Origin of the sequence: Ectopseudomonas toyotomiensis (assembly GCF_900115695.1) — a bacterium.
In the GTDB taxonomy this organism is placed as follows: domain Bacteria; phylum Pseudomonadota; class Gammaproteobacteria; order Pseudomonadales; family Pseudomonadaceae; genus Aquipseudomonas; species Aquipseudomonas toyotomiensis.
Genome location: NZ_FOXK01000001.1, coordinates 203,912 through 227,132, shown reverse-complemented (window position 1 = coordinate 227,132; position 23,221 = coordinate 203,912). Strand labels below are relative to the sequence as shown.

The following is a 23,221-nucleotide window of genomic DNA, read 5'->3' as shown; positions in this document are numbered from 1 at the left end:
TCAATCCGCCGCGTGCCCGGCGCGCGGCGTCTGTTCATCCACCAGGCGAATCGCTGTGACCATGGCCTGCGCCGCTGGCGACAGGCTGTGGCCGGCGCGACTGACCAGTCCATAGGCCGAATGCTGATGCAGGCCCTGAGGCAACAGCGGCAGCAGGGCTAGCTGACCGCTATCGACTTCGTCGGCGATCACGTCCCAGGGCGCCATGCTCAGCACATCGCTGTCGGCCACCAGGCGCTTGAGCACCAGGAAATTGTCGCATTGCACGCTCAACGGCTGCGCTCGCCCGCTGGCCTGCCCCAGGCTGCGTTCTACCACCTGTGGCAGCTGTGTGCCGGCAAGAGGGAAATCGAGCAGGTCGCGCAGTTGCAGGTTGCGCCGCTGCAGCAGCGGATGAGCCGGGCGGCAGAACAGTACGCCCTGATGCACGCGCAGCGGTTCGATGCGCAATTGAGCGTCGTCCTGCAATTCGCGGATATCGGCAACGAACAGCTCGATGGTCGAGTCCAGCAGGCTGTCGCGCAGCTCCAGCCAGTTGGCGATGTCCAGTTTCACCTGCACCCGTGGATAACGTTGCAGCAACTGCCCCAGCGCCTGCGGTATCAGGCGCGCGGCCGGGTAGGGACCGGCGCCGAGGCGTAGTTCGCCGGCCTCCAGGTTACCCAACTGATTGACCGCGTTGCTCAGCGCCAGGCTGCTAGCCAGCAGGCGGCGCGCATGTTCCAGCACCAGGTGGCCATGGGCGGTGAGGCTGACGCCGCGGCTGTGGCGATCCACCAGGGTGCAGCCAAGCTGGCTTTCCAGCGCCTGGATGCTGCGGCTCAGCGCCGGCTGGCTGAGGTGCACGGCCGCTGCCGCGCGGGCGAAATGTTGGTGTTCGGCGAGGGCGACGAAGTGGCGGAGTTGGCGTAGATCGTTCATGCGCTTCCTGCATTGGATAATCTATTCGAATGCATTGGAATTATCGGACGGCCTTTGCCAACCTGCCAGCACTTCAACAACAAGACCTTCCAATGCCATGAGCCCATTTTCTCGCTTAAGCGGCCTGCTGCTGGCTGCTGCCCTGCCATTGAGCGCCTATGCCGAGCTGCCGGCCGAGCGTATCGAGCCCAACATCAACGCTGAACTCGCTGCCCACACCAAGGTATTCGCCCAGCAGGTCTATTGTGTCGCCGACAACGTCTATTCCGCGGTCGGCTGGCAACTGGGCAACGTGGTGATGATCGAGGCGCCGCAGGGGCTGATCATCGTCGACACCGGCGAGTCGGTCAGCGAGTCGCGCAAGATCATGGCCGAGTTCCGCAAGCTCAGCGACAAGCCGGTCAAGGCGGTGGTCTATACCCACTTCCACCCGGATCACATCAACGGCGTGCAGGCGTTCGTCAGCCGCGAGCAGGTGGAGCGCGGCGAGGTACAGATCTACGCCCACGAGACCCTGCTGCAGAACGTGGTGGCGCAGGGCGCGCTGGTCGGGCCGATTCTTGGTGTGCGCTCGGCTTACAGCTTCGGTTCCTTCCTGCCGGCCAGTGACCAGGAGGGCATGAATGGTGGCATCGGTCCGTTGGCCAAGCCCGAGCCGTCGTCCTTCATTGCTCCGACCGTGACCTTCGGCGAGCGCCTGGATACCACTATCGCCGGCCTCGATGTGCAGTTTTTGCATGTGCCGAGCGAGGCACCGGACGAGATCATCCTGTATTTGCCGGACAATCGCGTGCTGATCAGTGCCGAGGTCGATCAGGGGCCGACCCTGCCGAACATCCACACGCTGCGTGGCACCAAATTCCGCGACCCGGTGCAGTGGGTCGAGAGCCTGGACAAGCTGCGCGCCTATCAGGCCGAGTACATGGTGCCACTGCATGGTCGGCCCGTCAGCGGCCAGGACAAGGTCGAGGAAGTGCTGCGCATGACCCGCGACGGCATCGCCTACATTCACGACCAGACGGTGCGCTGGATGAACAAGGGCCTGACGCCGGACGAGTTGGTGGAGAAGGTCAAACTGCCGCCGCACCTGGCCGGCTATACGCCTTATCTGCGCGAGTACTACGGCACGGTGAAGCATAGCGTACGGCAGATCTACAATGGCTATCTGGGCTGGTTCCAGGGTGACCCGGTGGCTCTCGACCCGACCCCGCCCAAGCAGCAGGCAGAGCGCCTGATCGCCCTGGCCGGTGGCCGCGAGAAACTGCTACTGGAAGCTGGCAATGCCTACCTCAAGGGCGACTACCAATGGGCCGCCGAGCTGGCCGGCCACGCCATTCGCGTCGACCACGAAGACACGCTGGCGCGTGAGATCAAGGCGCGCAGCTTTCGTAAGCTGGGCTACGCCAGCATGAACATCAACTGGCGCAACTGGTACCTGATGAGTGCCATGGAGTTGGAGGGCAAGCTCGACGGCGACGCCATTCGCCAGCGCTCGGTGGAGATGCGCAAGGTGTTCCTCTCGCCGGACATGGTGCGCAGCTTCACTCCGCAGAGTTTCCTGCAGAACTGGGTGACGCGTATCGACCCGGAGAAGGCCGGCGATGTCGAGCTGACCCTGGGCTTCAGCTTCCCCGATGTGGACGAACAGTGGGCGCTGGAGGTCCGGCGCGGTGTCGCGCAACTGCACAAGGGCATTCCCGAGGGCACTGCTCTGCGCCTGAGCATGGACAAGCGCTTCATGGAAACTCTGTTGACCGGCGAAGGTGGCCTGGTCAAGGGCGCACTGCTCGGCGATGTGAAGGTCGACGGCAACCTGCTGGAGATTCGTCGCTTCCTCAATTGCTTCGACTTCGCCGACGAGGCGTTCGGATTGACGCTGCGTTAGCCCTCGGTTCGAAGCAGCAAGAGCGGCGTTGTGTTAGCCATTCGCCGCGGGGCGCGGCTCCTACGGGGCGTTCCCATCGAAAGAAGGGCGGTCTCCTGCCAACCGCCCGGTCACACTTCAGGTTCATCCATTCGGAGGCTGACAATGAACCTGCTGTCTTTCGCCAAGGGCGCCCTGGCCATGTTCTGGCTGGTGGCGCTGCTCAATCTCTTCTACCCCTTCGCCGCGCCGCTGGGCGGCTGGGTCTCCTGGGGCGCCCTGGCGGTGCTGCTGGCGCATGTGGGCGAGCTGGTGCTGTTCGGCTCGCGTCTGCGGGGCCTACCGCTGTTGTGGTGGCAGCGCCTGCAGGTGCTGCTGTTCGGTCTGCTGCATCTGCAGACGCTACGCTGAATGCCGATGGCCCTGGTGCGCACGGCGCACCCCACGATGGGGGACGGCACCCGTAGGGTGCGCCATGCGCACCAGCTCTATCGGGAAACGCCTTGATGCGCACAGCGCACCCTACGGGCGATTAAGGCGCTATTGCACGAACAACTGCTGCACCACCGAGAAGTCCTGCTTGCCTTTGCCCTGCTTGAGCAGCAGGCGGTAGAGCTGTAGTGCCAGGGCGCCCATCGGTGTGCTGTTGCCGCTGTGGCTGGCGGTTTCCTGGGCCAAGCCGAGGTCCTTGGCCATCAGCTCGGCCATGAAACCACCGCTGTAGCCTTTCGAGGCAGGGGCGTTCTCCATTACTCCGGGCCAGGGGTTGTACTTCTCCAGCGTCCAGTTACCGCCGGAGCTCTGCCGCATGATCTCCGCCAGCACGGCCGGCTCCAGGCCGTTGGCCACGCCCATGGCCATGGCTTCGGCGGTGGCGATCATCTGCACCGCGAGCACCTGGTTGTTGCATACCTTGGCTACCTGGCCGGCGCCCTCCGGGCCGGCGTGGAATATGTTCGTGCCCATGGCGGCGAGCATTGGTCTGGCCTTCTCCAGCGTTTGGGCTTCACCACCCACCATGAAGGTCAGGGTGCCGGCTGCCGCGCCGCCGGTACCGCCGGATACCGGTGCATCGAGCAGAGCGATACCGCGCTCGCGGGCGGCGGCGTGCACCTTGCGCGCGGACTCCGGGGCGATGGTCGAGCACTCGATCACCAGTGTGCCGGCGGGCAACCGCGCAAGCAGGCCGTCGTCGCCCAGGTACAAGCCTTCCACATGACGGCTGGCTGGCAGCATGCTGATCACCACCTTTGCCTGATCAATGGCGTCGGCGGCGCTATCGGCCGCCACGGCACCTTCGCCGGCCAGCGTGTCGACGGCGCTGCGCACCAGGTCGAAGACTTTCAGCGGATAGCCCGCCCGGAGCAGGTTGCGGGCCATGGGCAGGCCCATGTGGCCGAGGCCGATAAAGGCGGTTTGGGTCATGGCAGCTTTCCTTTCTATTGGGCGCTTCGCGCGTCGCTTGTCATTGTTCGAGGATTGCTTGTGAGCTCTCCCGGAGCGCATCCGGGCTACATGTAGGGTGCGCCGTGCGCACCGAGTCGGCGCAGCTTCCTACAGATTCGCCAATGGGTGTTCGCCTTCCCAGGCCGGTGCGAAGTGAGCTTCGACCACGGCGGCGGGGATTGCGGCCACGTCCGGCCAGTGCCAATGCGGCGTTTGATCCTTGTCGATCAGGCGGGCACGCACGCCTTCGGGGAACTCCGGGTGGCGGCAGCAGTTCAGGCTCATGGCGTATTCCATGCGGAATACCTCGGCCAGCGACAGATGGCGGGCGCGGCGGATCTGCTCCCAGACCAGGTGCGCCGTCAGCGGGCAGCCATGGGCCAGGGTCTTGGCGGCGCGGGCGAGCAGGGCGTCGTCATCCGCCTGCAGGGCGCTGATGGCATGAACGGCGGCGGGCAGGTCGGCGACGTCGAGCAACTCGTCGATACGCTCGCGGCGCGGCAACCATTGGGCCGCCGGCAGCTCGCTGCGCGCTTCGTTTTCCAGCGCACGAAGCAGGCTGTGCAGTTGCAGGTCGGCTTGCTCGCGCCAGTTCAGTTGCACCAGGCCTTCGAGCAGGGCGTCCTGCTGATCGTCGCGCAGGCAGCGGTCGGCCAGGTTCAGGTCCAGCGCATCGCGGGCATTGATGCTGGCGGCGGTGAGGCCAAGGAACAGGCCCAGGCGCCCTGGCAGGCGAGCGAGGAACCAGCTGCCGCCGACATCCGGGTACAGGCCGATATTGATTTCCGGCATGCCCAGGCGGCTGCTCGGGGTGACAATACGGATACCGGCGCCCTGCATCAGGCCCATGCCGCCGCCCAGCACATGGCCGTGCGCCCAGCAGATGAAGGGCTTGGGGTAGGTGTGGATGCGATGGTCGAGGCGATATTCGTCGGCGAAGAAACGTCGTGCCAGGGCCGGTATTTCGCCCGGCTGTTCGCGACACTGATTGACCAGTTGCACCACGTCGCCGCCAGCGCAGAAGGCCTTGGGGCCGTTGCCGCGCAGCATCACGCAGGCGATGGTCGAGTCTTCTGCCCAGGCCTCCAGGCGTTCGTCGAGTGCTTCGATCATCGGCAGGGAGAGGGCGTTGAGGCTCTTCTCCGCGTCCAGGCTGGCGATGCCGATGCGGTAGCCGTGCAGGCTGGGGCGTTCTTCGAATTGCAGGTTCATAGGGGCTTCCTGCGTAGGGTGGATGACGGTTTATCCATCCACCTTGCGGGTTTGTGGTGGACGTAAAAGGCGACGTCCACCCTATCAGGCTGTTGAAAAACTACCTGCGTTGCCATTGCTGCGTTAAAAACAGCCTCAAAATGCTCATTTACAACACGTAAACTGCGCTTTTTCGGCTGTTTTTGCCTTGCACTGGCTGCCTCGCCTACGTTTTTCATCGGCCTGCTACGGGGCTGTAGGAGCGAGCTTTGCTCGCGAAAAGATGGCGTCGCCTGATTCGCGAGCGGAGCTAGCTCCCAGGATTTATTTGTTGCGCCACTGCGGGTCGCGTTTTTCCAGAAAAGCGTTGACGCCCTCGCGGGTGTCGTCGGCATCGAACAGGTCGACGAAGCGCTCGCGTTCCTCCGGCAGCCAGGTGTTGGCGCCACGCTCACGGGCGCCCTGGATCAGCGGCTTGATGGTGCGTACCGCCACCGGGCTTTGCCGCGCCACCTTGGACGCCAGCAGCAGGGCAGTGCCACGGGCTTCGCCGGTATCCACTATCTGTTCTATAAGGCCGATGCGCAGGGCGGTGTCGGCATCGATGCGTTCGCCACAGAGGATCATGCGCTTGGCCCAGCCTTCGCCGACCAGCCAGGGCAGGGCCTGGGTGCCACCGGCGCAGGGCAACAGACCCACGGAGGCTTCCGGCAGGGCCATCTGTGCCTGGCGTTCGGCGATGCGGATATCGCAAGCCAGCGCGCACTCCAGGCCGCCGCCCATGGCGTAGCCGTTGATCGCGGCAATGGACACGCCGCGGAAGTCGCGCAGGGTCTCGAAGGCCTCGCCAAAGCGTCGGGCCATCTCGCGGGCACGGGCCTTGTCGCCATCGGCGAACATGTTCAGGTCGGCACCGGCGGAAAAGAACTTCGGCCCCTGGCCGGTCACCACCAGGGCGTACACCTCGTCGTCACGGTTGAGGTGCTCGACCACCTGCTTGAGACCGATCAGCGAGTCGCGGTCCCAGGTGTTGGCCGGTGGATGGTTGATGGTGATCAGCGCGGTATGGCCATGCTTCTCCACGGTGAGCTTGTGGGTCAGGTCGAAGATGCCGGACTTGTAGGTTTCGATGGCTGTACTCATGGTCGTCCTCGATACGGATCATTGCTGTAGGAGCGAGCTCTGCTCGCGAACATCGCGCGTTCCTACATATCGTGGTTACTACAACAGGCGATCGAGCATGCCGCCCTGCAGAAGCAGGCGGCGGGCGACGATCACCCGCATGATCTCGTTGGTGCCTTCCAGTATTTGGTGCACGCGGGCGTCGCGTACCCAGCGTTCCAGTGGATAGTCATTCAGATAGCCGTAGCCACCATGCAGTTGCAGCGCTTCGTTGCACACGTCGAAGCACTGGTCGGTGGCGAAGCGCTTGGCCATCGCGCAGTAGAGGCTGGCCTCGCCGTGGCCGTGGTCGAGCTTGTGTGCGGCCAGGCGCACCATCTGCCGGCTGGCAGTCAGGCTGGTGAGCATATCGGCCAGCTTGAATTGCAGGGCCTGGAACTCGCTGAGCGCCTTGCCGAACTGTTTGCGTTCTTCTACGTAGCGCAGGCTTTGCTGCAGCGCTGCCTGGGCCGCGCCGAGCGAGCAACTGGCGATATTCAGACGCCCACCATCGAGGCCCTTCATGGCGTAGACGAAGCCTTCGCCTTCCGGGCCAAGGCGGTGGCTGGCAGGGATGCGCACACCTTCGAATGTGATGGTGCGGGTCGGCTGCGCCTTCCAGCCCATCTTGTCCTCGTTGCGTCCGTAACGTACGCCGGGCGCATCGGCAGGTACCAGGAAGCAGGAAATACCCTTGGCACCATCCTCGCCGGTACGCGCCATGACGATCAGTACCTGTGTGCTTCCCGCACCGGAGATAAAGCACTTGCTGCCATCGATCACGTAGTCGCCGCCGTCGCGCCGCGCTCGGGTGCGCAGGTGGGCGGCGTCCGAGCCAGCGTCCGGTTCGGTCAGGCAGTAGGAGGCCAGCGACTGGCCGTTGATCAGCCCCGGCAACCAGGCATCTTTCAGTGCCTGGTCGGCGAAGCTGGCGAGCATCCAGGTGGCCATGTTGTGGATGGTCAGGTAGGCGGTGGTGGCCACGCAGCCAGCCGCCAGTTGTTCGAAAATCAGTGAGCTGGACAGCCTGGACAGGCCCAGGCCGCCATCCTCTTCGCGCAGATACAGGGCCAAGTAGCCCTGTTCGGCAGCACGGCGAATCACCTCGACGGGAAACTGTTGCTCGCGATCCCACTCGGCGGCGTGGGGCGTCAGCTCCCGCGCGGCGAAGGCACGGGCGCTGTCGGTCAGAAGACGTTGTTCATCACTGAATTCGAAGTCCATGGTATCTCATTGCAAGGTCAGGGGTTGGCCGCCAGCGCGGCGCTCGGCCTGCCACTCGGCGAGGCTGGGCAGCGCGCTGCTGGCATCGAGGCGGTCGACGATTTCGAAGTAGTCCTGCTTGAGCGGGTCCTTGAGTACCTCGTCGCGCGGCTTGACCTTTACCGCGTAGACCGTCTGCAGGTTCTGGTGGTCGAAGGCACGCCATTGTTGTTCATCTTTGAGCAAGGTATAGCGGTGGCCTTCCAGCGCCTTGATCAGCGCTTCGCTGTCGAGGCTCCTGGCTCGCGTAGCGGCGTCGGCCCACTGTTGAACGATGCTGTAGGCCGAGGCGGCGGAGCTGGATGGGTACATCTCGTAGCGGGCCTTGAAGGCTTCGACGAAGGCTTGGCCGCGCGCGGATTTTTCCAGCGCCGGCACGCGCCAGGTCCAGGGCTCGGTGCCGATCACGCCTGCCATCAGGTTGGGGCCGGCCTGTTCGACCATGCTCTGGGTCAGGTTCGGCGCGACGATCTGCATACGCTCGGTCAGGCCAAGATCCTTGGCGACGCGCATGGCGCGCACCAGGTCCTCGCCGAACAGCACCAGGGCGAGGATCTCGGCGTTGCTGGCGGCGGCCTGGGTCAGCGCGTCCTGATAGTCGGCCAGGCGCGCACCCGGGAAGGGGATGCGTACGCTGGCGTGCTGGGCGGCATTGTCGGTAGCGGTGGCCTGGCGCAGCGACGCCTCGCTGGTGTGGCCCCAGGTATAGTCGGCGGTGACATAGAAGTAGCGCTTGTTCGGCAGGGTCTTGCTCAGGTATTGGCCGAGTACCTTGGCGCTCATCCAGGCGTTGTTGCACTCGCGAAACATGTAGCGATGGCCATCCTTGCCGGTGGTGTCGTTGGAGTAGGTGAGGGTGCCGAAGTACAGCAGACCGTGCTGCCTGGCACGCTTACCGGCAGCGATGGCGACCGCGCTGGAGGAGCCGCCGAAGAGCATCGCCGCGCCCTCGGCGGCCAGCTTGTCGACGTTCTTCTCGGCCTTGGCCGGACGCGAGGCGGTGTCCTTGCTGGACAGGCGCAAGGGCCGGCCCAGCACACCGCCAGCGGCGTTGATTTCATCGATGGCCAGCAGGGCTCCACGCATCTGCGCCAATCCCTCCTCCTTGTATGGTCCGGTGCGCGGATAGTTGAGGCCGAGGGTGATCGGCTCGGCAGCCTGCGCACAGGCGGTAAGTGCGGCCCACAGGGCCAGCGTGGCGGACAGTTGGCGCATTGCAGTTCTCCTTGTTTTTGTTCTGCAGAGAACTGTTTTACGCCGCTCGTCCAGTTCGAGTGATCGTCTATTAGTCTAAGAAAGCATCACCCAGTTCTCATTTCAGTTGAATAGTCATGTTCGGGCCCTCGCCGAGCGGCGTGTCGTCGAACCAGCGGCTGGTCACCGTCTTGGTCTCGGTATAGAAACGCACCGCCTGCTTACCGTAGGCGTGCAGGTCGCCGTAGAACGAGCCCTTCCAGCCTGTGAAGGAGAAGAACGGCAACGGCACCGGGATCGGTACGTTGATGCCCACCTGGCCAACTTCCACGGCATGCTGGAAATGCCGCGCAGCGCCGCCGGAGCGGGTGAACAGGCTGGTGCCGTTGCCGTAAGGGCTGGCGTTGACCAGTGCGATGGCCTCTTCCAGGGTGTCTACCTGCATGCACACCAGCACCGGGCCGAAGATTTCTTCGCGGTACAGGCCCATCTTCGTCGTCACGCCACGGAACAGTGTCGGCCCGACCCAGTTGCCATTCGGATACCCCTCCACCGTGCACTGCGAACCGTCGAGCAGGCATTCGGCGCCTTCGGCCTTGCCCTGTTCGATCAGGCGCAGCACGCGCTGGCGTGCCTGCGGGCTGATCAGTGGGCCGTAGGCGGCGCCGCTGTCCTGCCAGTGGCCAGGACGCAGTGCGGCCATCTGCTTGGCCAGCTCATCGATCCACTGTTTCGATTCGCCGACGAACACTGCCACGCTGATTGCCATGCAGCGCTGCCCGGCCGCACCACAACTGGCGCCGAGCAGGTTGCTGAGCACCTGATCCTTCGGTGCGTCAGGCATGATCACCATATGGTTCTTGGCCCCGGCGAAGGCCTGCACCCGTTTCAAATGCTGGGTGCCGGTGCGATAGACGTGCTGGCCCACCGTCACCGAACCGACGAAGGACACCGCGCGTACCTGCGGATGCACCAGCAGCGCATCGACTTGCTCGCGGCCGCCATGCAGCACCTGCAGCACGCCAGCCGGCGCGCCGGCTTCGAGGAACAGTTCGGCCAGACGATTGGGCGTCATCGGATCCTGTTCCGAGGGTTTGAGAATGAAGGTATTGCCGCAGGCGATGGCCAGCGGAAACATCCACAACGGAATCATCGCCGGGAAGTTGAACGGGGTGATGCCGACGCACACGCCCAGCGGCTGGATCCAACTGGCGGTGTCGATCTCGCGGGCGACGTTCTCCACCGTCTCGCCCATCATCAGGCTGGCGATATTGGCGGCATGCTCGGCCACCTCGATGCCGCGCCAGACGTCGCCCTTGGCGTCGGCGAAGGTCTTGCCGGTTTCCGCTGCGAGAATCTCCGCCAGCTCGTCGTGATGCTCCTTGAGCAGGTGCTGATAACGCAGCATCAGGCGGGCGCGCTCCGATACCGGTACTTCGCGCCAGGCGAGGAAGGCTTTCTGCGCACTGGCCACTGCGGCCTCGATTTCCTCGGCGGTGGCCTTGGGGGCGAGGGCGATCACCTCCTGAGTGGCCGGGTCGGTGACTTCGATCAGCTCACGAGCCTGGCTGGTTTGCCATTGGCCGTCGATCAATTGCGGTAGCGTGCGGGGCATGGTCGCCTCCTGTTGTTCTTGTATGGATTCTTTATAGCCATTCGATGTTCGCTTGTGGATTGACGATCTTGGTCTTGGGATGGACGATCTTGTCATTCGATCGGGATGCAAAGGAGTGATGCAGTGAGGATGCGGGTGGAAACCTCCAATTGGCCGTTGCCCGTCGGTGGACAGCGCTTCATTACTCCGCCGCGCCTGCGCCGCCTGCTGGCGCGCCATGTGCTCAGCTCTGGTTGCTATCCGCTGGCCATCGGCTTCTATCCGGAAGCGGCCGGGCACCAGATGCGACGCCTGCAACCTGACGATCATCTGCTGATCTATTGCCGCTCAGGAAGTGGTTGGCTGGACGTGGCGGATGGACGATTCAAGGTTGCTGCTGGCGATCTGCTGCTGCTGCCCAAGGACGCGCCGCATGCCTATGGCTCCAATGGACAAAAGCCCTGGACGATTTACTGGGTGCACTTCGACGGTAGTCTCAGCGAGGACTTTCTGCGTATGCTGGGCGCGCAGACGCTGCGGCGTATCGGCGTGCAACCCAGATTGATCGGCGATTTCGAGGCGTTGCTGGGTTTGCAGCGTCAAGGCCTCAACGCCTTGCCCTTCATCCATGCCGCGCACCGTTTGCAGGCGATGCTCAGCTCCCTGGCGGTGCTGCCTGCACGGGCCAACCTCAAGTCCGGCCGCGTGCTGGATATCGAGGCGGTGCAGGCGGTGATGCGCGCGCACCTGCACGGCAGCCTCAACCTCGATGAGCTGGCTGCACAGTTCAGGCTGTCACGCTTTCACTTCGCCAAGACCTACCGCGCGCTGACCGGCCATGCGCCGATCCAGGATTTCATCCAGTTGAAGATGGCCCTGGCCTGCCGCCTGCTCGACCGCGGTGATGCCGAAGTGCGTCAGGTCGCCGAGCAGCTTGGCTACGACGATCCCTATTACTTCTCACGGCTGTTTCGCAAGGTGGTGGGCATGGCGCCCAGTCATTACCGGGCGCTGCATCAGGGCTAGTCGCACGCCTGCTACACCCGCGCGATGGTCGCCAGCCCGGTGGCCACCAGCTTTTCCTGGCCATCCTTCAGGGCGAACACATCGGCTCGACAGACTGCCTGGCGCTGCCCGGCCTTGAGCACCTCGGCGCGGCACAGCAGGCGTTCGCCGAGCGCCGGGGCGAGCAGGTTGAGCTTGTATTCGCTGGTGACCACGTCGCCGACCATCGACGCCGCTGCCCAGGCGCAGCCGCTGTCGACCATGAAACCGACCACCGCGCCATGCATGTAGCCATGGTGCTGGCACAGGTCGGGACGGCTGCGCACCTGCAGACTGACCCGGCCCGGCGCAAAATCGAGCAGTTCAGCGCCGAGCAGTTGGGCAAAGGTGGAGTGGGCGAGCGCCTGCTCCAGGCGTTCACGGCTGATACCGTTCGAGTCGCTCATATGACCTCCTGCATCGGGCGGTGCAGAAGAGTCTCAACCTGCTCCAGGGGGCGGACAAGCTGCATCCATGTGCCTGATGAGGCTGCATAGCAGGCACTTCAGGCAAGCAGACGCTTCCACAATTGCAGTTCGCCCGCCAGCTCCTGCCTCAGTTCGTCAAGCGGCTGCTCCAGGCCCAGTTTTGCCTGCGCCGGTAGCGGCCCCTGCAGCGTCTTGCTCGTCTGCAGGGAACTGGCGAGCAGGACCAGATCCGCCAGGTCGGCAGCGCCGTCATGCTCGCGCTGCCACTGGCCGTAAAGACGGGTGGACTCGATGATCGCCGAGGGCAGTTGCCAGCGGGTCAGGACCAGAGCGCCGAGATCCCCGGATAGTTGATCGCATAGCTCGTGCAGCGTATCGCTCTCGCGCGGCACGTTCGGCCAGTGCTCCAGCTCGGAAAGTAGCGGCAGGCTGCCGATGTCCTGTAGCAAGCCGCCGAGCATGGCGTCGTCCAGTGACATGCCCGTGCGCTGGGCCAGCACTGCGCAGTGGGCGGCGCGCTCCCTGGCATTGCGCCAACGAGTGCGAAATGCCTGCTGCAGCGCAGGTTCGGAGCTGGTGAACAGGTTTTGCAGGCTGAAGCCCAACACCAGGTCCGCCAGTTGGCGGGTACCAAGGCGGCTCAGCAGTTCACGCAGCGAGCTACAGGAGCGCTCCCCGCGCAGCAGAGGGGTATTGGAGAACTGCATCAGGTACGCGGCCAGCGGCGGGTCGCCAGTGATCACGCGGGTCAGTTGTTCCAGCGAGGTGCGTGGGTCGTCCAACAGCTTTCTGATGCGCACGGCGGCTTCAGGCATCTGCGGAATCCTGGCTTCGCCCTTGAGGAAGCGGTTGAGCAACGCCATGCGCAGGGTATCGGTGGAGGGAGACATCGGCTTGGCATCATCGATTGATACGGTTCCCGAAAGGCTAGCAAAGCATCCTTCGCCCTGCCGGCAAGCTCTTCCTTGACTTGCCTTGCGGCCTTCTCTAGCGTGCCTCCACTCGTTTTGTACCCGCAGGAAAACCGCATGACCGATGATCGCATCAAGCTCGAAGCCAGCTGGAAACACGCGCTGCGTGAGGAGTTCGACAAGCCTTACATGAGCGAGCTGCGTGCGTTCCTGCAGGCGGAGAAGGCGGCCGGCAAGGAAATCTATCCGCCGGGCCCATTGATCTTCAATGCGCTCAACTCCACGCCGCTGGATCAGGTCAAGGTAGTGATCATCGGCCAGGACCCTTACCACGGCCCCGGTCAGGCACACGGCCTGTGCTTCTCGGTGCAGCCGGGCGTGCAGACGCCGCCGTCGCTGGTGAATATCTACAAGGAGCTCAAGCGCGACCTCAATATCGACATCCCCGCGCACGGTTACCTGCAGAGCTGGGCCGATCAGGGCGTGCTGCTGCTCAACACCTCGCTGACGGTAGAGCGCGCCAACGCCGGCTCGCACGCGGGCAAGGGCTGGCAGTTCTTTACCGACCGGGTGATCGAGGTGGTCAGCGAGCATCAGCCCAAACTGGTGTTCCTGCTCTGGGGCAGCCATGCGCAGAGCAAACAGCGCCTGATCGACCCGACCAAGCACCTGGTGCTGCGTTCACCGCATCCGTCGCCGTTGTCGGCGCATCGCGGTTTCATCGGTAATGGCCATTTCAGCCGCTGCAACCAGTTCCTCAGCCAGAATGGCATGACGCCCATCGACTGGCGCTTACCGGCGCTCTAAGCGGGAGTGCTGCGTATGTCCATCGGCTGTTGAGGTCTCAGCGACTGACGACCGACTCGCCCGCTTGGCACTGTTGCGCCGCCAGGTCACTGTGCAGGCTTTGCAGGCGTTTGTCGGCGCGCGCCATCTGACGCGAGTCGGCCAGGGCGACCAGATCGACGATCATCGCTGCCATGGCCTGACGGTTTTTCTCGTAACTGGCCTGATAGGCGCTGGTGTAGAAACGTTCGCGCTGCTGCAGCAGGGCGGTCATGCGGTCGGCGAAGTCATCGCCGCGACGAACTTCCAGTGCCTCACGCAATGCCTGCTGCCAGGCCAGGCGGTTATCCATCCACACCTGATTCTGTTCACCCAGGCCCTCTGCCCAACGCTGCACCCGTTCGCGCTGCTCGGTATTGAGATTGCCGAACCAGGGTTGCAAGCGTTCCTCCATGCGCTCGGCGCGTCGGCTGATCTGCTCCGGCAGCGGTGGCTCGAGAAACTCCTCGCGCAGCTTGGCATTCTGCTCGTCCAGTGATGCCAATAGCTGCTCGACCTGGCGCGGGCTCAGGCCGCGCAGCAGCTCGATGGTGCTGGGGGTGATTTCCACGGCGATGCGCTGCATGGCCTGTTCGAATTCGCTCAGCTGATCGGCCATCAGTTCGCTGTCGCGGCTGCTCAGTGCTTGCTGACTGCGCTGCAGCCAGTCGAGGTAACGTGGCAGCTCGACGCTGCAATGCCAGGCGAGGTGCTCCTGCAGTTGGGGTTTGAGCCAGGCGCTCTGCTCGCTGGTCAGTACCACGTAGTCGCCCAGCTTCCACGGGATCAGCCAGTCGAGGTTGCGATAGGCCAGGCCGACACGACTGCAGGCACCCAGCAGCAGGGTGATGGCCAGTAGCAGGAGCAAAGGCTTGCGCATGATCGGGGCTCAAGAGGGCAGAGTTATTGAGACTAATACTCGTCTCATCTGATGCAAGAGGGTGGAAATATCCGCTTAAGAGTTCGCCGGCACGCTATGATCGCCGGCAAGCCGGCTGCTACAGGAGGCGGTGGTCTTATTGTTTGTAGGAGCCCGCTTGCGGGCGATCCAATGTGGACCGTTTCACTCCCGCGGATAAAAAGAAACCGCCCCGAAGGGCGGTTCCGATATAGCAGGTATCGCTTAGCCGCCGAGGTAGGCGTCGCGTACCTTGGGGTCGTTGAGCAGCTCTTCGCCGCTACCCTGCATGACGATGTGGCCGTTCTCCAGCACGTAGCCGCGATCGGCCAGCTTCAGCGCCTGGTTGGCGTTTTGCTCGACCAGGAACACGGTCACGCCATCTTTGCGCAGTTGCTCGATGATGTCGAAGATCTGCTGGATGATGATCGGCGCCAGACCCAGCGACGGCTCGTCGAGCAGCAGCAGGTTGGGCTTGCTCATCAACGCGCGACCGATGGCGAGCATCTGCTGCTCGCCGCCGCTCATGGTGCCGGCACGTTGGGCGAAGCGTTCCTTCAGGCGCGGGAACAGGTGCAGTACCTTGTCCAGTTGCTCCTGATTGTCCGCCTTGTCACCGAAGAAGCCGCCCATGGCCAGGTTTTCCTCGACGGTCAGGCGGGCGAACACGCGACGGCCTTCTGGCACGATGGCGATGCTCTTGCGCATGATCTCCGGGGTATCCATGCCCACCAGCTCTTCACCCAGGTAACGGATGCTGCCGCTGGTGGCGCGCGGGTTGCCGCACAGGGTCATCAGCAGGGTCGACTTGCCGGCACCGTTGGCGCCGATCAGGGTGACGATCTCGCCTTTCTGCACTTCGATGCTGACGTCGTGCAGGGCCTGGATCTTGCCGTAGAAGGTTGAGACGTTGTTGAAGCTGAGCATGGATTACGCCTCCCCCAGATAGGCTTTGATCACGTCCGGGTTGTTGCGGATGTCGTCCGGCGTGCCGTCGGCCAGGGGAGTGCCCTGGTTGATCACGTAGATGTGGTCGGAAATGCTCATCACCAGCTTCATGTCGTGCTCGATCAGCAGCACGGTGACATTGTGCTCGTCACGCAGCACGCTGATCAGCGCTTTCAGGTCTTCGGTTTCACGCGGGTTGAGACCGGCGGCCGGCTCGTCGAGCATGAGGATGCTCGGGCGCGTCATCATGCAGCGGGCGATTTCCAGGCGACGCTGCTGACCGTAGGCCAGGGTGCCGGCGCTACGGTTGGCGAAGTCCACGAGGTCGACCTGTTCCAGCCAGTGGGCGGCGTAGTCCATGGCCTCGCGCTCGCTGCGGCGGAATGCCGAGGTTTTGAACAGACCCGCCAGGTAGCTGGTGTTGAGATGGCGATGCTGGGCGATCAGCAGGTTTTCCACCGCCGTCATGTCCTTGAACAGACGCACGTTCTGGAAGGTGCGTACCACGCCCTTGCGGGCGATCTTGTGGCCGGGCAGGCCTTCGATCGCTTCGCCATTGAGGCGGATGCTGCCGGAGCTCGGCTGATAGAAGCCGGTCAGGCAGTTGAAGACGGTGGTCTTGCCGGCGCCGTTCGGGCCGATCATCGAGACCACCTGCTTTTCCTTGACATTCAGGCCCACCCCGTTGACGGCCAACAGACCGCCGAAACGCATGGACAGGCCGCTTACTTCGAGAATCGTGCGGCTCATCGCTTCAGCTCCAGGTGGGGACGTTGCATAGGCAGCAACCCTTGCGGGCGCCAGATCATCATGAAGATCATGACCAGGCCGAAGATCAGCATGCGGTACTCGCTCAGTTCACGCATCTCCTGCAGCATCACCATGACGATGGCGGCGAGGATAACGCCCAGCTGAGAGCCCATGCCGCCGAGTACGACGATGGCGAGGATCATCGCTGACTCGATGAAGGTGAACGACTCTGGCGTTACCAGGCCCTGACGGGCAGCGAAGAAGCTGCCGGCGAAACCGGCCAGGCTGGCACCGATGGTGAAGGCCGAAAGCTTGATCACGGTCGGGTTCAGGCCCAGCGCACGGCAGGCAATCTCGTCTTCGCGCAGTGCTTCCCAGGCACGCCCGATCGGCATGCGCAGCAGGCGGTTGACCAGGAACAGGGTCAGCAGCACCAGCAGCAGGGCGATCAGGTAGAGGAAGATCACCTTGTACTGCGAGTTGTAGGCGATTTCGAAGTAGCCGTGGAAGGTCGGCATGTCGGCCGGCACGCGGCGCTCGAAGGACAGACCGAACAGGGTCGGCTTGTTCTCGTTGGCGATACTCAGGCCGTTCGGGCCACCGGTCAGCTCGGTCAGGTTACGCAGCAGAATGCGGATGATCTCGCCGAAGCCCAGGGTCACGATGGCCAGGTAGTCGCCGCGCAGGCGCAGCACCGGGAAACCGAGCAGGAAGCCGAACAGCGCAGCCATCATCCCGGCGATCGGCAGGCACATCCAGAAACTCAGGCCGAAGTAATGCGAGAGGATCGCATAGCTGTAGGCGCCGACTGCGTAGAAGCCGACGTAACCCAGGTCGAGCAGACCGGCCAGACCCACCACGATGTTCAGGCCAAGGCCGAGCATCACGTAGATCAGGATCAGCGTGGCGATATCCACCGAACCGCGGCTGGCGAAGAACGGCCACACCAGCGCCACCATGACCATCGCCAGAATGATCCAGCGCTGGGTGGAGGGCAGGGTGAGGAAGTTGCCGATCTGACCGGAGCCGCTGGGCAGCTTGGGCAGTTTGGCCCAGGCCGGAGTCAGCCGGTCACGCAGCAATTGCCAGAGGAAGATCAGCGTAGCGGCGCCGCCGATGCACCAGAGTTCGAACGCAGTTGCGCCTTCCACGCGCAGGCTGATGCCGACGGTGGAGAGTTTCAGGCCCAGTACCGGGTAGGAGATGATCAGCACCAGCAGGGCGCTGAAAATCGCGGATTTGATGTTCCGGCTCATACCTTTTCCACCTCCGGGCGGCCAAGGATGCCGGTTGGACGGAACAGCAGCACCAGCACCAGCAGGCTGAAGGCCACCACGTCCTTGTATTGATCACCGAAGATATCGGCGCCGAAGGCTTCGGCCACGCCCAGCAGCAGGCCGCCGAGTACCGCGCCAGGGATGCTGCCGATGCCGCCCAGTACCGCAGCGGTGAAGGCCTTGATGCCGGCGAGGAAGCCAAGGTGCGGGTTGATCACACCGTAGTTCATGCCCAGCAGTACCGAGGCGATGGCGGCCAGCGCCGCGCCGATGACGAAGGTCAGGGCGATGATGTTGTTGGTGTTGATGCCGAGCAGGTTGGCCATCTTCAGATCTTCGGCGCAGGCGCGGCAGGCGCGGCCCAGGCGCGAACGGGAGATGAACAGGGTCAGGCCGATCATGGTGACGAAGGTGACGATGAAGATCAGCACCTGCATGTAGGACACCACCACGCCGTTGGCGGCGCTTTCACCGAGGATGAAATTGCCCGGCAGCAGGCTGGGAATGGCCTTGTCCTTGGAGTCCTGTGAGAGCAACACCGCGTTTTGCAAGAAGATCGACATACCGATTGCGGAGATCAGCGGGATCAGACGGTTGCCGCCACGCAGGGGGCGGTAGGCCACCCGTTCGATGCTGTAGCCGTAGGCGCTGGTGACGATCATGGTGGCGGCGAACGCCGCGATCATCACGAAGGGCACGGCTTCCAGGCCGAACATGGCGAGGCCGGCGATAACGGTGAAGGCTACGTACGAGCCAATCATGTAAACCTCGCCATGGGCGAAGTTGATCATGCCGATGATGCCGTAGACCATGGTGTAGCCGATGGCGATCAGGGCATAGGTGCTGCCAATGGTCAGGCCATTTAGCAACTGTTGCAGGTAGTGATAAAGATCAGGCATTGCCTAACTCCTGGGCGCTTGCGTAAAGCGGCGCTTGTGGCGCAGCGCGAGGCCGGAATTCTTCTAATAAACAAAGCCCACTGCTCGCGCAGTGGGCTTTGGCTCAGACAGGAAGCTTACTTGGCTTCGGACTTGGTGCCGTCCTGGTGCCACTCGTACACCACGAAGCTGAAGTCCTTCAGGTCACCCTTCTCGTCGAAGGCCAGGGCGCCGGTGGGGGTGTCGAAGCTGTTGGCGCGCAGAGCAGCCGCTACCTTGGCGGTATCGGTATCGCCGGCTTTCTCGATGCCTTCGGCGATGACCTGAACGGCAGCGTAGGCCGGGAATACGAACGGACCGCTCGGGTCTTCGTTCTTGGCCTTGAAGGCCTCGACCAGCGCCTGGTTCTTCGGATCCTGGTCGAAGGACTTCGGCAGGGTGACCAGCAGGCCTTCGGAAGCCGGGCCGGCGATGGCCGAGATTTCCTTGTTACCCACACCTTCCGGACCCATGAACTTGACGTTCAGGCCGCGCTCTTTGGTCTGGCGCAGCAGCAGGCCCAGCTCCGGGTGGTAGCCGCCGTAGTAGACGAAGTCGACGCCAGCCTGGTTGAGCTTGGCGATCAGTGCCGAGAAGTCCTTGTCGCCGGCGTTGATGCCTTCGAACAGGGAAACCTTGACGCCTTTGCCTTCCAGGGTCTGCTTGACCGCGGTGGCGATACCTTCACCGTACTGCTGCTTGTCGTGAATGACGGCGACGTTCTTCGGCTTGACGTGGTCAGCGATGAAGTTACCGGCGGTCGGGCCTTGCAGGCTGTCCAGACCGATGGTGCGGAAGACCAGCTCGTAGCCACGAGCGGTGATGTCCGGGCTGGTGGAAGCCGCGGTGATCATCAGGATGCCTTCGTCTTCGTAGATGTCGGAAGCCGGCTGAGTAGAGCTGGAGCACAGGTGGCCAACCACGAACTTGACGCCGTCGTTGACGATCTTGTTGGCAACGGCAACGGCCTGCTTCGGATCGCACGCGTCGTCGTAGACCACGCCTTCGAGTTGGGCGCCGTTGACGCCGCCGGCCTTGTTGATCTGCTCGATGGCCATCTTGGCGCCGATGAATTGCATCTCACCGTACTGAGCAACGGCACCGGTCACCGGACCGGCCAGACCGATCTTGATGTTGTCGGCCGCCATCGAATAGCTGGCCGCCCCCGCCAGTGCCATTGCCGCGAACAGCTTGGAAATCTGCTTAGTAGCCTTGTTCATGAGTGCTCCACTCTTGTGTTTTTCGTTGTTGTAGTTCTTGCGGCCGAAGCTGCAGAACCGGGTTCGTTACCCCGGTAATGCCTCCGGCAACTGTACCGGAACAGTGTAGAGCGCGGATTTGCGCCTTGAAAAGCCGGCAGCTGGAGGCGAAACGTGGGGTTGTCGCTAAATTGCAAGGAATGTATAGAAAAACGGCGTGGCCTGGGTCGGCTGGCGAGCGTCGCGCGGTTGCCAGGGCAGTTGCCGACGCTATCATTGCGCGCCTGCATTCAACGCCATCGAGACGGGACACACCATGACGGATCAATCTAGCACCCTCTATGCCAAGCTGCTCGGTGAGACAGCACCGATTCGTTGGCAGGAACTGCAGCCGTTCTTCGCTCGCGGTGCGCTACTCTGGGTCGAGGGTAGTCAGGATCTGGTGGCGGTCGCGCAGGCTGTGGCCGAGAACGATCAGGCTCGAGTCGCGCAATGGATGAACCAAGGCCTGTTGTGCAAGCTCGAAGATTCACGTGCCGAAGATCTGCTCTCGCGTGACCCGCAGTTGTGGGCAGTCGTGGTCGCCCCCTGGGTGCTGGTACAGGAAAGGGCAGGGGATTCGACCCTGCACTGAAATGGCGCGCTGCAGGGCTGTGAGCGGCGAGCTAGACTCTTCGCACGCTCCCGCCAGGGAGTTTTTCGCAGCGTCATGGCAAAGGAGTGAGCCCCATGTTCGAACCTGGTCATCTGCATCGCAGTAATCCGCCCGGCCTGGGCGGGCAACCCGGTTACAGCATCGATTTCTACTACGAGGTGCGCAAGGATTCGCAAGAAGGGCCCATGCTGCATGGGCGTCTGGTGGGCGAGATCGACGGCAGGGCCTTCGAGGAAGTTTTCGAAATGCACCGCGATACTGCGTTCAATTTCGCCAGCGTGATCTCCCGCCTGGTGGCCAAGCATGGCCTGCCGCCCAACCATAGTCCGATCATGCGTGCGCACGCCGAGTACGATGCGATCTTCGAGGACATTCGCGCCAAGCTGCACGCCAAGCCGGGTGAAGCGGTGGACCTCGATCACCTGGAGCGCGACGGCCTGACGTGACCCCTGGCTGTTCGAGGACGAAAAAAAACCGGATTCCAGGATCCGGTTTTTTCATTCTCGGTCGTGCGTCAGGCCGCGACGAAACCAGCGGGGTAGGCCAGCGAGGCTTGGCTGCTCTGGACTTCGGCGATGGTTTCGCGGACGACCTGCTTGGCCAGGCAAGCGCACTTGCCGCACTGGCTGGCGATGCCGAGCGTGCCGCGGACTTCACGATAGCTGCAGCAGCCCTCGTAGACCGCGTCGCGGATTTGAGTATCGGTGACACCTTCACAGAGGCAGACGTACATAAGCAAGGCTCGTCTTGGTGGTTCTGTTCGATGGATCGGATACTAATGTTAATGAGAATGCTTGTCAAAGATCGATTGCGAATGCTCGCATCTCCTGACGAACGGTGTATGAGCGCCGTTGCGCAGATATGAAAAAACCGGCCTGGCCGGTTTTTTCATTGAAGGGTGAATGCGCGGAGGCTCACTGATCGAACTCGTCCCAGCCGCCCATTTCCTTCCAGCGATTGACGATGCCGCAGAACAGTTCGGCGGTCTTCTCGGTGTCGTAGCGTGCCGAGTGCGCTTCCTTGCCATCGAACTCGATACCGGCAGTCTGGCAGGCCTTGGCCAGCACGGTCTGGCCGTAGGCGAGACCAGCCAATGTCGCTGTATCGAAGCTGGAGAAGGGGTGGAAGGGGTTGCGCTTGATACCGCAGCGCGCCACCGCGGCATTGAGGAAGCCCAGGTCGAAGCTGCTGTTATGGCCGACCAGAATCGCACGCTTGCAGCCAGCCGATTTGATCGACTTGCGCAGTCCCTTGAAGATTTCGCCCAGCGCGTGCTCTTCGCTCACTGCCATGCGCAGCGGGTGGTCGAGCTTGATGCCGGTGAATTCCAGCGCGGCCTGTTCGATGTTGGCGCCTGCGAAGGGTTCGATGCGGAAGAAGTGGGTGTGATCCGGATAGAGGAAGCCGCTCTCGTCCATGGCGATGGTGGTCGCGGCGATTTCCAGCAGGGCATCGGTGGCGCAGTTGAAGCCGCCGGTTTCCACATCCACTACCACGGGCAAATAACCGCGAAAGCGCGCCGCCATGGGCGTGCGCGGGCCGGACGGCAGGCTGGGTTCGAGTTCGTCGTCGTAGTTGTCTTCGCTCACGCCTGAGCCTCCAGCAATTTCCAGCGCAGGGTTTCGCCGGCGCGCAGTGGCACCACGCTGTTGTCGCCCAGCGGCAGGGTGGCCGGCACGGTCCACTCCTCACGCACCAGGGTGATGCTGTCGCTGTTACGTGGCATGCCGTAGAAATCCGGGCCGTGGAAGCTGGCGAAGGCTTCCAGCTTGTCCAGCGCACCGCGCTGCTCGAAGGCCTCGGCGTACAGTTCGATGGCCGCATAGGCGGTGTAACAGCCGGCGCAGCCGCAGGCGGCTTCCTTGGCGTGCTTGACGTGCGGTGCCGAGTCGGTGCCGAGGAAGAACTTGACGTTGCCGCTGGTGGCGGCGTCGAGCAGGGCTTCCTGGTGCACGTTGCGCTTGAGGATCGGCAGGCAATAGAAGTGCGGGCGAATGCCGCCAACCAGCATGTGGTTGCGGTTGTAGAGCAGGTGGTGCGCGGTGATGGTGGCGCCGACGTTGGCCGAGGCGGCCTCGACGAACTGCACCGCGTCGCGGGTGGTGATGTGCTCGAACACCACTTTCAGTGTGGGGAAGCGTTCGACCACGCGGGTCAGGTGCTCGTCGATGAAGGCTTTCTCACGGTCGAACACGTCTATCTCGGCGCGGGTCACTTCGCCATGCACCAGCAGCAGCATGCCGACCTCGGCCATGGCTTCCAGCGCCGGGAAGATCTTGTCGATGCTGGTCACGCCCGAGTCGGAGTTGGTGGTGGCGCCGGCCGGGTAGAGCTTGGCGGCATGCACGAAGCCACTGGCCTTGGCCGCGCGCACATCCTCGGGGCTGGTGTTGTCGGTGAGGTACAGCACCATCAGCGGCTCGAAGCGGCTGCCTGCTGGGCGGGCCGCGAGAATGCGCTGGCGATAGGCGTCGGCTTCGGCGACGTTGCGTACCGGCGGAACCAGGTTGGGCATGATGATGGCGCGGCCAAAAGTGCGCGCGGCATCGCCGACGGTGTGTGGCAGCACCGCGCCGTCGCGCAGGTGAATGTGCCAGTCATCGGGACGCAGGAGAGTCAGGCGGTCGGACATGGAGGCTTCCAGGCGGGTAAAACGTGGCCGCATGTTAACTGAAAAGCGCCTGTTCGCGCTCGCGCCGACGCGACAATCGCACGCAGGGGTCAAGTTTCCGCGC

Annotated in this window: 24 protein-coding genes; 6 read left to right on the top strand and 18 right to left on the bottom strand. The window is 63.3% G+C overall.

Going from position 1 to position 23,221, the window contains the following annotated elements:
* Entirely contained in the window at positions 1-921 is a 921-nt protein-coding gene (locus tag BM186_RS01165; RefSeq protein ID WP_074913127.1) for a LysR family transcriptional regulator, read from the bottom strand.
* Positions 922-1,018: 97 nt separating this feature from the next.
* Between BM186_RS01165 and BM186_RS01160 the strand changes: the two genes are divergently transcribed.
* Both BM186_RS01160 and BM186_RS01155 read left to right on the top strand, forming a co-directional pair.
* Positions 1,019-2,806: an alkyl/aryl-sulfatase gene (locus BM186_RS01160; RefSeq protein WP_074913125.1), complete on the top strand. Its 1,788-nt coding sequence runs from the start codon at positions 1,019-1,021 to the stop codon at positions 2,804-2,806.
* 144 nt (positions 2,807-2,950) lie between these two features.
* Positions 2,951-3,196 (top strand): DUF1145 domain-containing protein, encoded by a 246-nt coding sequence (locus BM186_RS01155; RefSeq protein WP_072422697.1) that lies wholly within the window; start codon positions 2,951-2,953, stop codon positions 3,194-3,196.
* Positions 3,197-3,325: 129 nt separating this feature from the next.
* Here BM186_RS01155 and mmsB read toward each other — a convergent pair whose 3' ends face one another.
* The 6 genes from mmsB to BM186_RS01120 form a co-directional block, all read right to left on the bottom strand.
* Entirely contained in the window at positions 3,326-4,210 is an 885-nt protein-coding gene (gene mmsB / locus BM186_RS01150; protein WP_074913123.1) for a 3-hydroxyisobutyrate dehydrogenase, read from the bottom strand.
* A 129-nt stretch (positions 4,211-4,339) separates the two neighbouring features.
* The gene (locus BM186_RS01145) at positions 4,340-5,443 is read right to left on the bottom strand and encodes an enoyl-CoA hydratase/isomerase family protein (RefSeq protein WP_074913121.1); all 1,104 of its coding nucleotides are present in this window, start codon (positions 5,441-5,443) and stop codon (positions 4,340-4,342) included.
* Positions 5,444-5,746: 303 nt separating this feature from the next.
* A complete protein-coding gene (locus BM186_RS01135; RefSeq protein ID WP_072422694.1) occupies positions 5,747-6,565 on the bottom strand; it encodes an enoyl-CoA hydratase in 819 nt (272 codons plus the stop codon).
* Between the two features lie 78 nt (positions 6,566-6,643).
* The gene (locus tag BM186_RS01130) at positions 6,644-7,807 is read right to left on the bottom strand and encodes an acyl-CoA dehydrogenase family protein (RefSeq protein ID WP_074913118.1); all 1,164 of its coding nucleotides are present in this window, start codon (positions 7,805-7,807) and stop codon (positions 6,644-6,646) included.
* A gap of 6 nt (positions 7,808-7,813) precedes the next feature.
* Positions 7,814-9,061 (bottom strand): ABC transporter substrate-binding protein, encoded by a 1,248-nt coding sequence (locus tag BM186_RS01125; protein ID WP_072422692.1) that lies wholly within the window; start codon positions 9,059-9,061, stop codon positions 7,814-7,816.
* Positions 9,062-9,158: 97 nt separating this feature from the next.
* Positions 9,159-10,655, bottom strand: a complete 1,497-nt coding sequence (locus tag BM186_RS01120; RefSeq protein WP_074913116.1) for a CoA-acylating methylmalonate-semialdehyde dehydrogenase — start codon at positions 10,653-10,655, stop codon at positions 9,159-9,161.
* A 129-nt stretch (positions 10,656-10,784) separates the two neighbouring features.
* Between BM186_RS01120 and BM186_RS01115 the strand changes: the two genes are divergently transcribed.
* The gene (locus BM186_RS01115; protein ID WP_074913114.1) at positions 10,785-11,660 is read left to right on the top strand and encodes an AraC family transcriptional regulator; all 876 of its coding nucleotides are present in this window, start codon (positions 10,785-10,787) and stop codon (positions 11,658-11,660) included.
* 11 nt (positions 11,661-11,671) lie between these two features.
* On the opposite strand, the gene BM186_RS01110 is transcribed toward BM186_RS01115, so the two are convergent.
* Together BM186_RS01110 and BM186_RS01105 are read right to left on the bottom strand one after the other, a co-directional pair.
* Positions 11,672-12,085, bottom strand: coding sequence for a PaaI family thioesterase (locus tag BM186_RS01110; RefSeq protein WP_017677852.1), 414 nt, complete (start codon positions 12,083-12,085; stop codon positions 11,672-11,674).
* A gap of 98 nt (positions 12,086-12,183) precedes the next feature.
* A complete protein-coding gene (locus BM186_RS01105; RefSeq protein WP_074913111.1) occupies positions 12,184-12,996 on the bottom strand; it encodes an HDOD domain-containing protein in 813 nt (270 codons plus the stop codon).
* Between the two features lie 138 nt (positions 12,997-13,134).
* On the opposite strand from BM186_RS01105, the gene ung reads away from it, so the two are divergent.
* Positions 13,135-13,824: a uracil-DNA glycosylase gene (gene ung / locus BM186_RS01100; protein WP_045734432.1), complete on the top strand. Its 690-nt coding sequence runs from the start codon at positions 13,135-13,137 to the stop codon at positions 13,822-13,824.
* A gap of 37 nt (positions 13,825-13,861) precedes the next feature.
* On the opposite strand, the gene BM186_RS01095 is transcribed toward ung, so the two are convergent.
* The 6 genes from BM186_RS01095 to BM186_RS01070 form a co-directional block, all read right to left on the bottom strand.
* Entirely contained in the window at positions 13,862-14,722 is an 861-nt protein-coding gene (locus BM186_RS01095; protein WP_074913109.1) for a DUF6279 family lipoprotein, read from the bottom strand.
* 243 nt (positions 14,723-14,965) lie between these two features.
* A complete protein-coding gene (locus tag BM186_RS01090) occupies positions 14,966-15,667 on the bottom strand; it encodes an ABC transporter ATP-binding protein (protein ID WP_024307362.1) in 702 nt (233 codons plus the stop codon).
* Between the two features lie 3 nt (positions 15,668-15,670).
* Positions 15,671-16,438, bottom strand: a complete 768-nt coding sequence (livG, locus tag BM186_RS01085; protein WP_017677847.1) for a high-affinity branched-chain amino acid ABC transporter ATP-binding protein LivG — start codon at positions 16,436-16,438, stop codon at positions 15,671-15,673.
* A complete protein-coding gene (locus tag BM186_RS01080; protein WP_072422686.1) occupies positions 16,435-17,694 on the bottom strand; it encodes a high-affinity branched-chain amino acid ABC transporter permease LivM in 1,260 nt (419 codons plus the stop codon). Before BM186_RS01080 ends, livG begins: the two co-directional genes overlap by 4 nt.
* Entirely contained in the window at positions 17,691-18,614 is a 924-nt protein-coding gene (gene livH / locus BM186_RS01075; protein WP_072422685.1) for a high-affinity branched-chain amino acid ABC transporter permease LivH, read from the bottom strand. Before livH ends, BM186_RS01080 begins: the two co-directional genes overlap by 4 nt.
* Positions 18,615-18,730: 116 nt before the next feature.
* Complete coding sequence (locus BM186_RS01070; RefSeq protein WP_072422684.1) at positions 18,731-19,852, bottom strand: branched-chain amino acid ABC transporter substrate-binding protein; 1,122 nt, start codon at positions 19,850-19,852, stop codon at positions 18,731-18,733.
* 295 nt (positions 19,853-20,147) lie between these two features.
* On the opposite strand from BM186_RS01070, the gene BM186_RS01065 reads away from it, so the two are divergent.
* Both BM186_RS01065 and BM186_RS01060 read left to right on the top strand, forming a co-directional pair.
* Entirely contained in the window at positions 20,148-20,465 is a 318-nt protein-coding gene (locus BM186_RS01065; protein WP_045734437.1) for a DUF2288 domain-containing protein, read from the top strand.
* A 95-nt stretch (positions 20,466-20,560) separates the two neighbouring features.
* The gene (locus BM186_RS01060) at positions 20,561-20,932 is read left to right on the top strand and encodes a DUF5064 family protein (RefSeq protein ID WP_074913107.1); all 372 of its coding nucleotides are present in this window, start codon (positions 20,561-20,563) and stop codon (positions 20,930-20,932) included.
* A 68-nt stretch (positions 20,933-21,000) separates the two neighbouring features.
* Here the strand turns inward: BM186_RS01060 and BM186_RS01055 are convergent, their stop codons facing one another.
* From BM186_RS01055 to pyrC, 3 genes are all read right to left on the bottom strand, one after another.
* Positions 21,001-21,219 carry a bacterioferritin-associated ferredoxin gene (locus BM186_RS01055; RefSeq protein WP_004423711.1) on the bottom strand — a complete coding sequence of 73 codons (219 nt, stop codon included), beginning with the start codon at positions 21,217-21,219 and terminating at the stop codon, positions 21,001-21,003.
* Positions 21,220-21,400: 181 nt separating this feature from the next.
* On the bottom strand, positions 21,401-22,075 hold the full coding sequence (rnt, locus tag BM186_RS01050; protein WP_004423716.1) for a ribonuclease T: 675 nt from the start codon (positions 22,073-22,075) through the stop codon (positions 21,401-21,403).
* A complete protein-coding gene (gene pyrC / locus BM186_RS01045) occupies positions 22,072-23,118 on the bottom strand; it encodes a dihydroorotase (protein ID WP_074913105.1) in 1,047 nt (348 codons plus the stop codon). The genes rnt and pyrC overlap by 4 nt, the downstream gene beginning before the upstream one ends.
* Between the last annotated feature and the right edge of the window lie 103 nt (positions 23,119-23,221).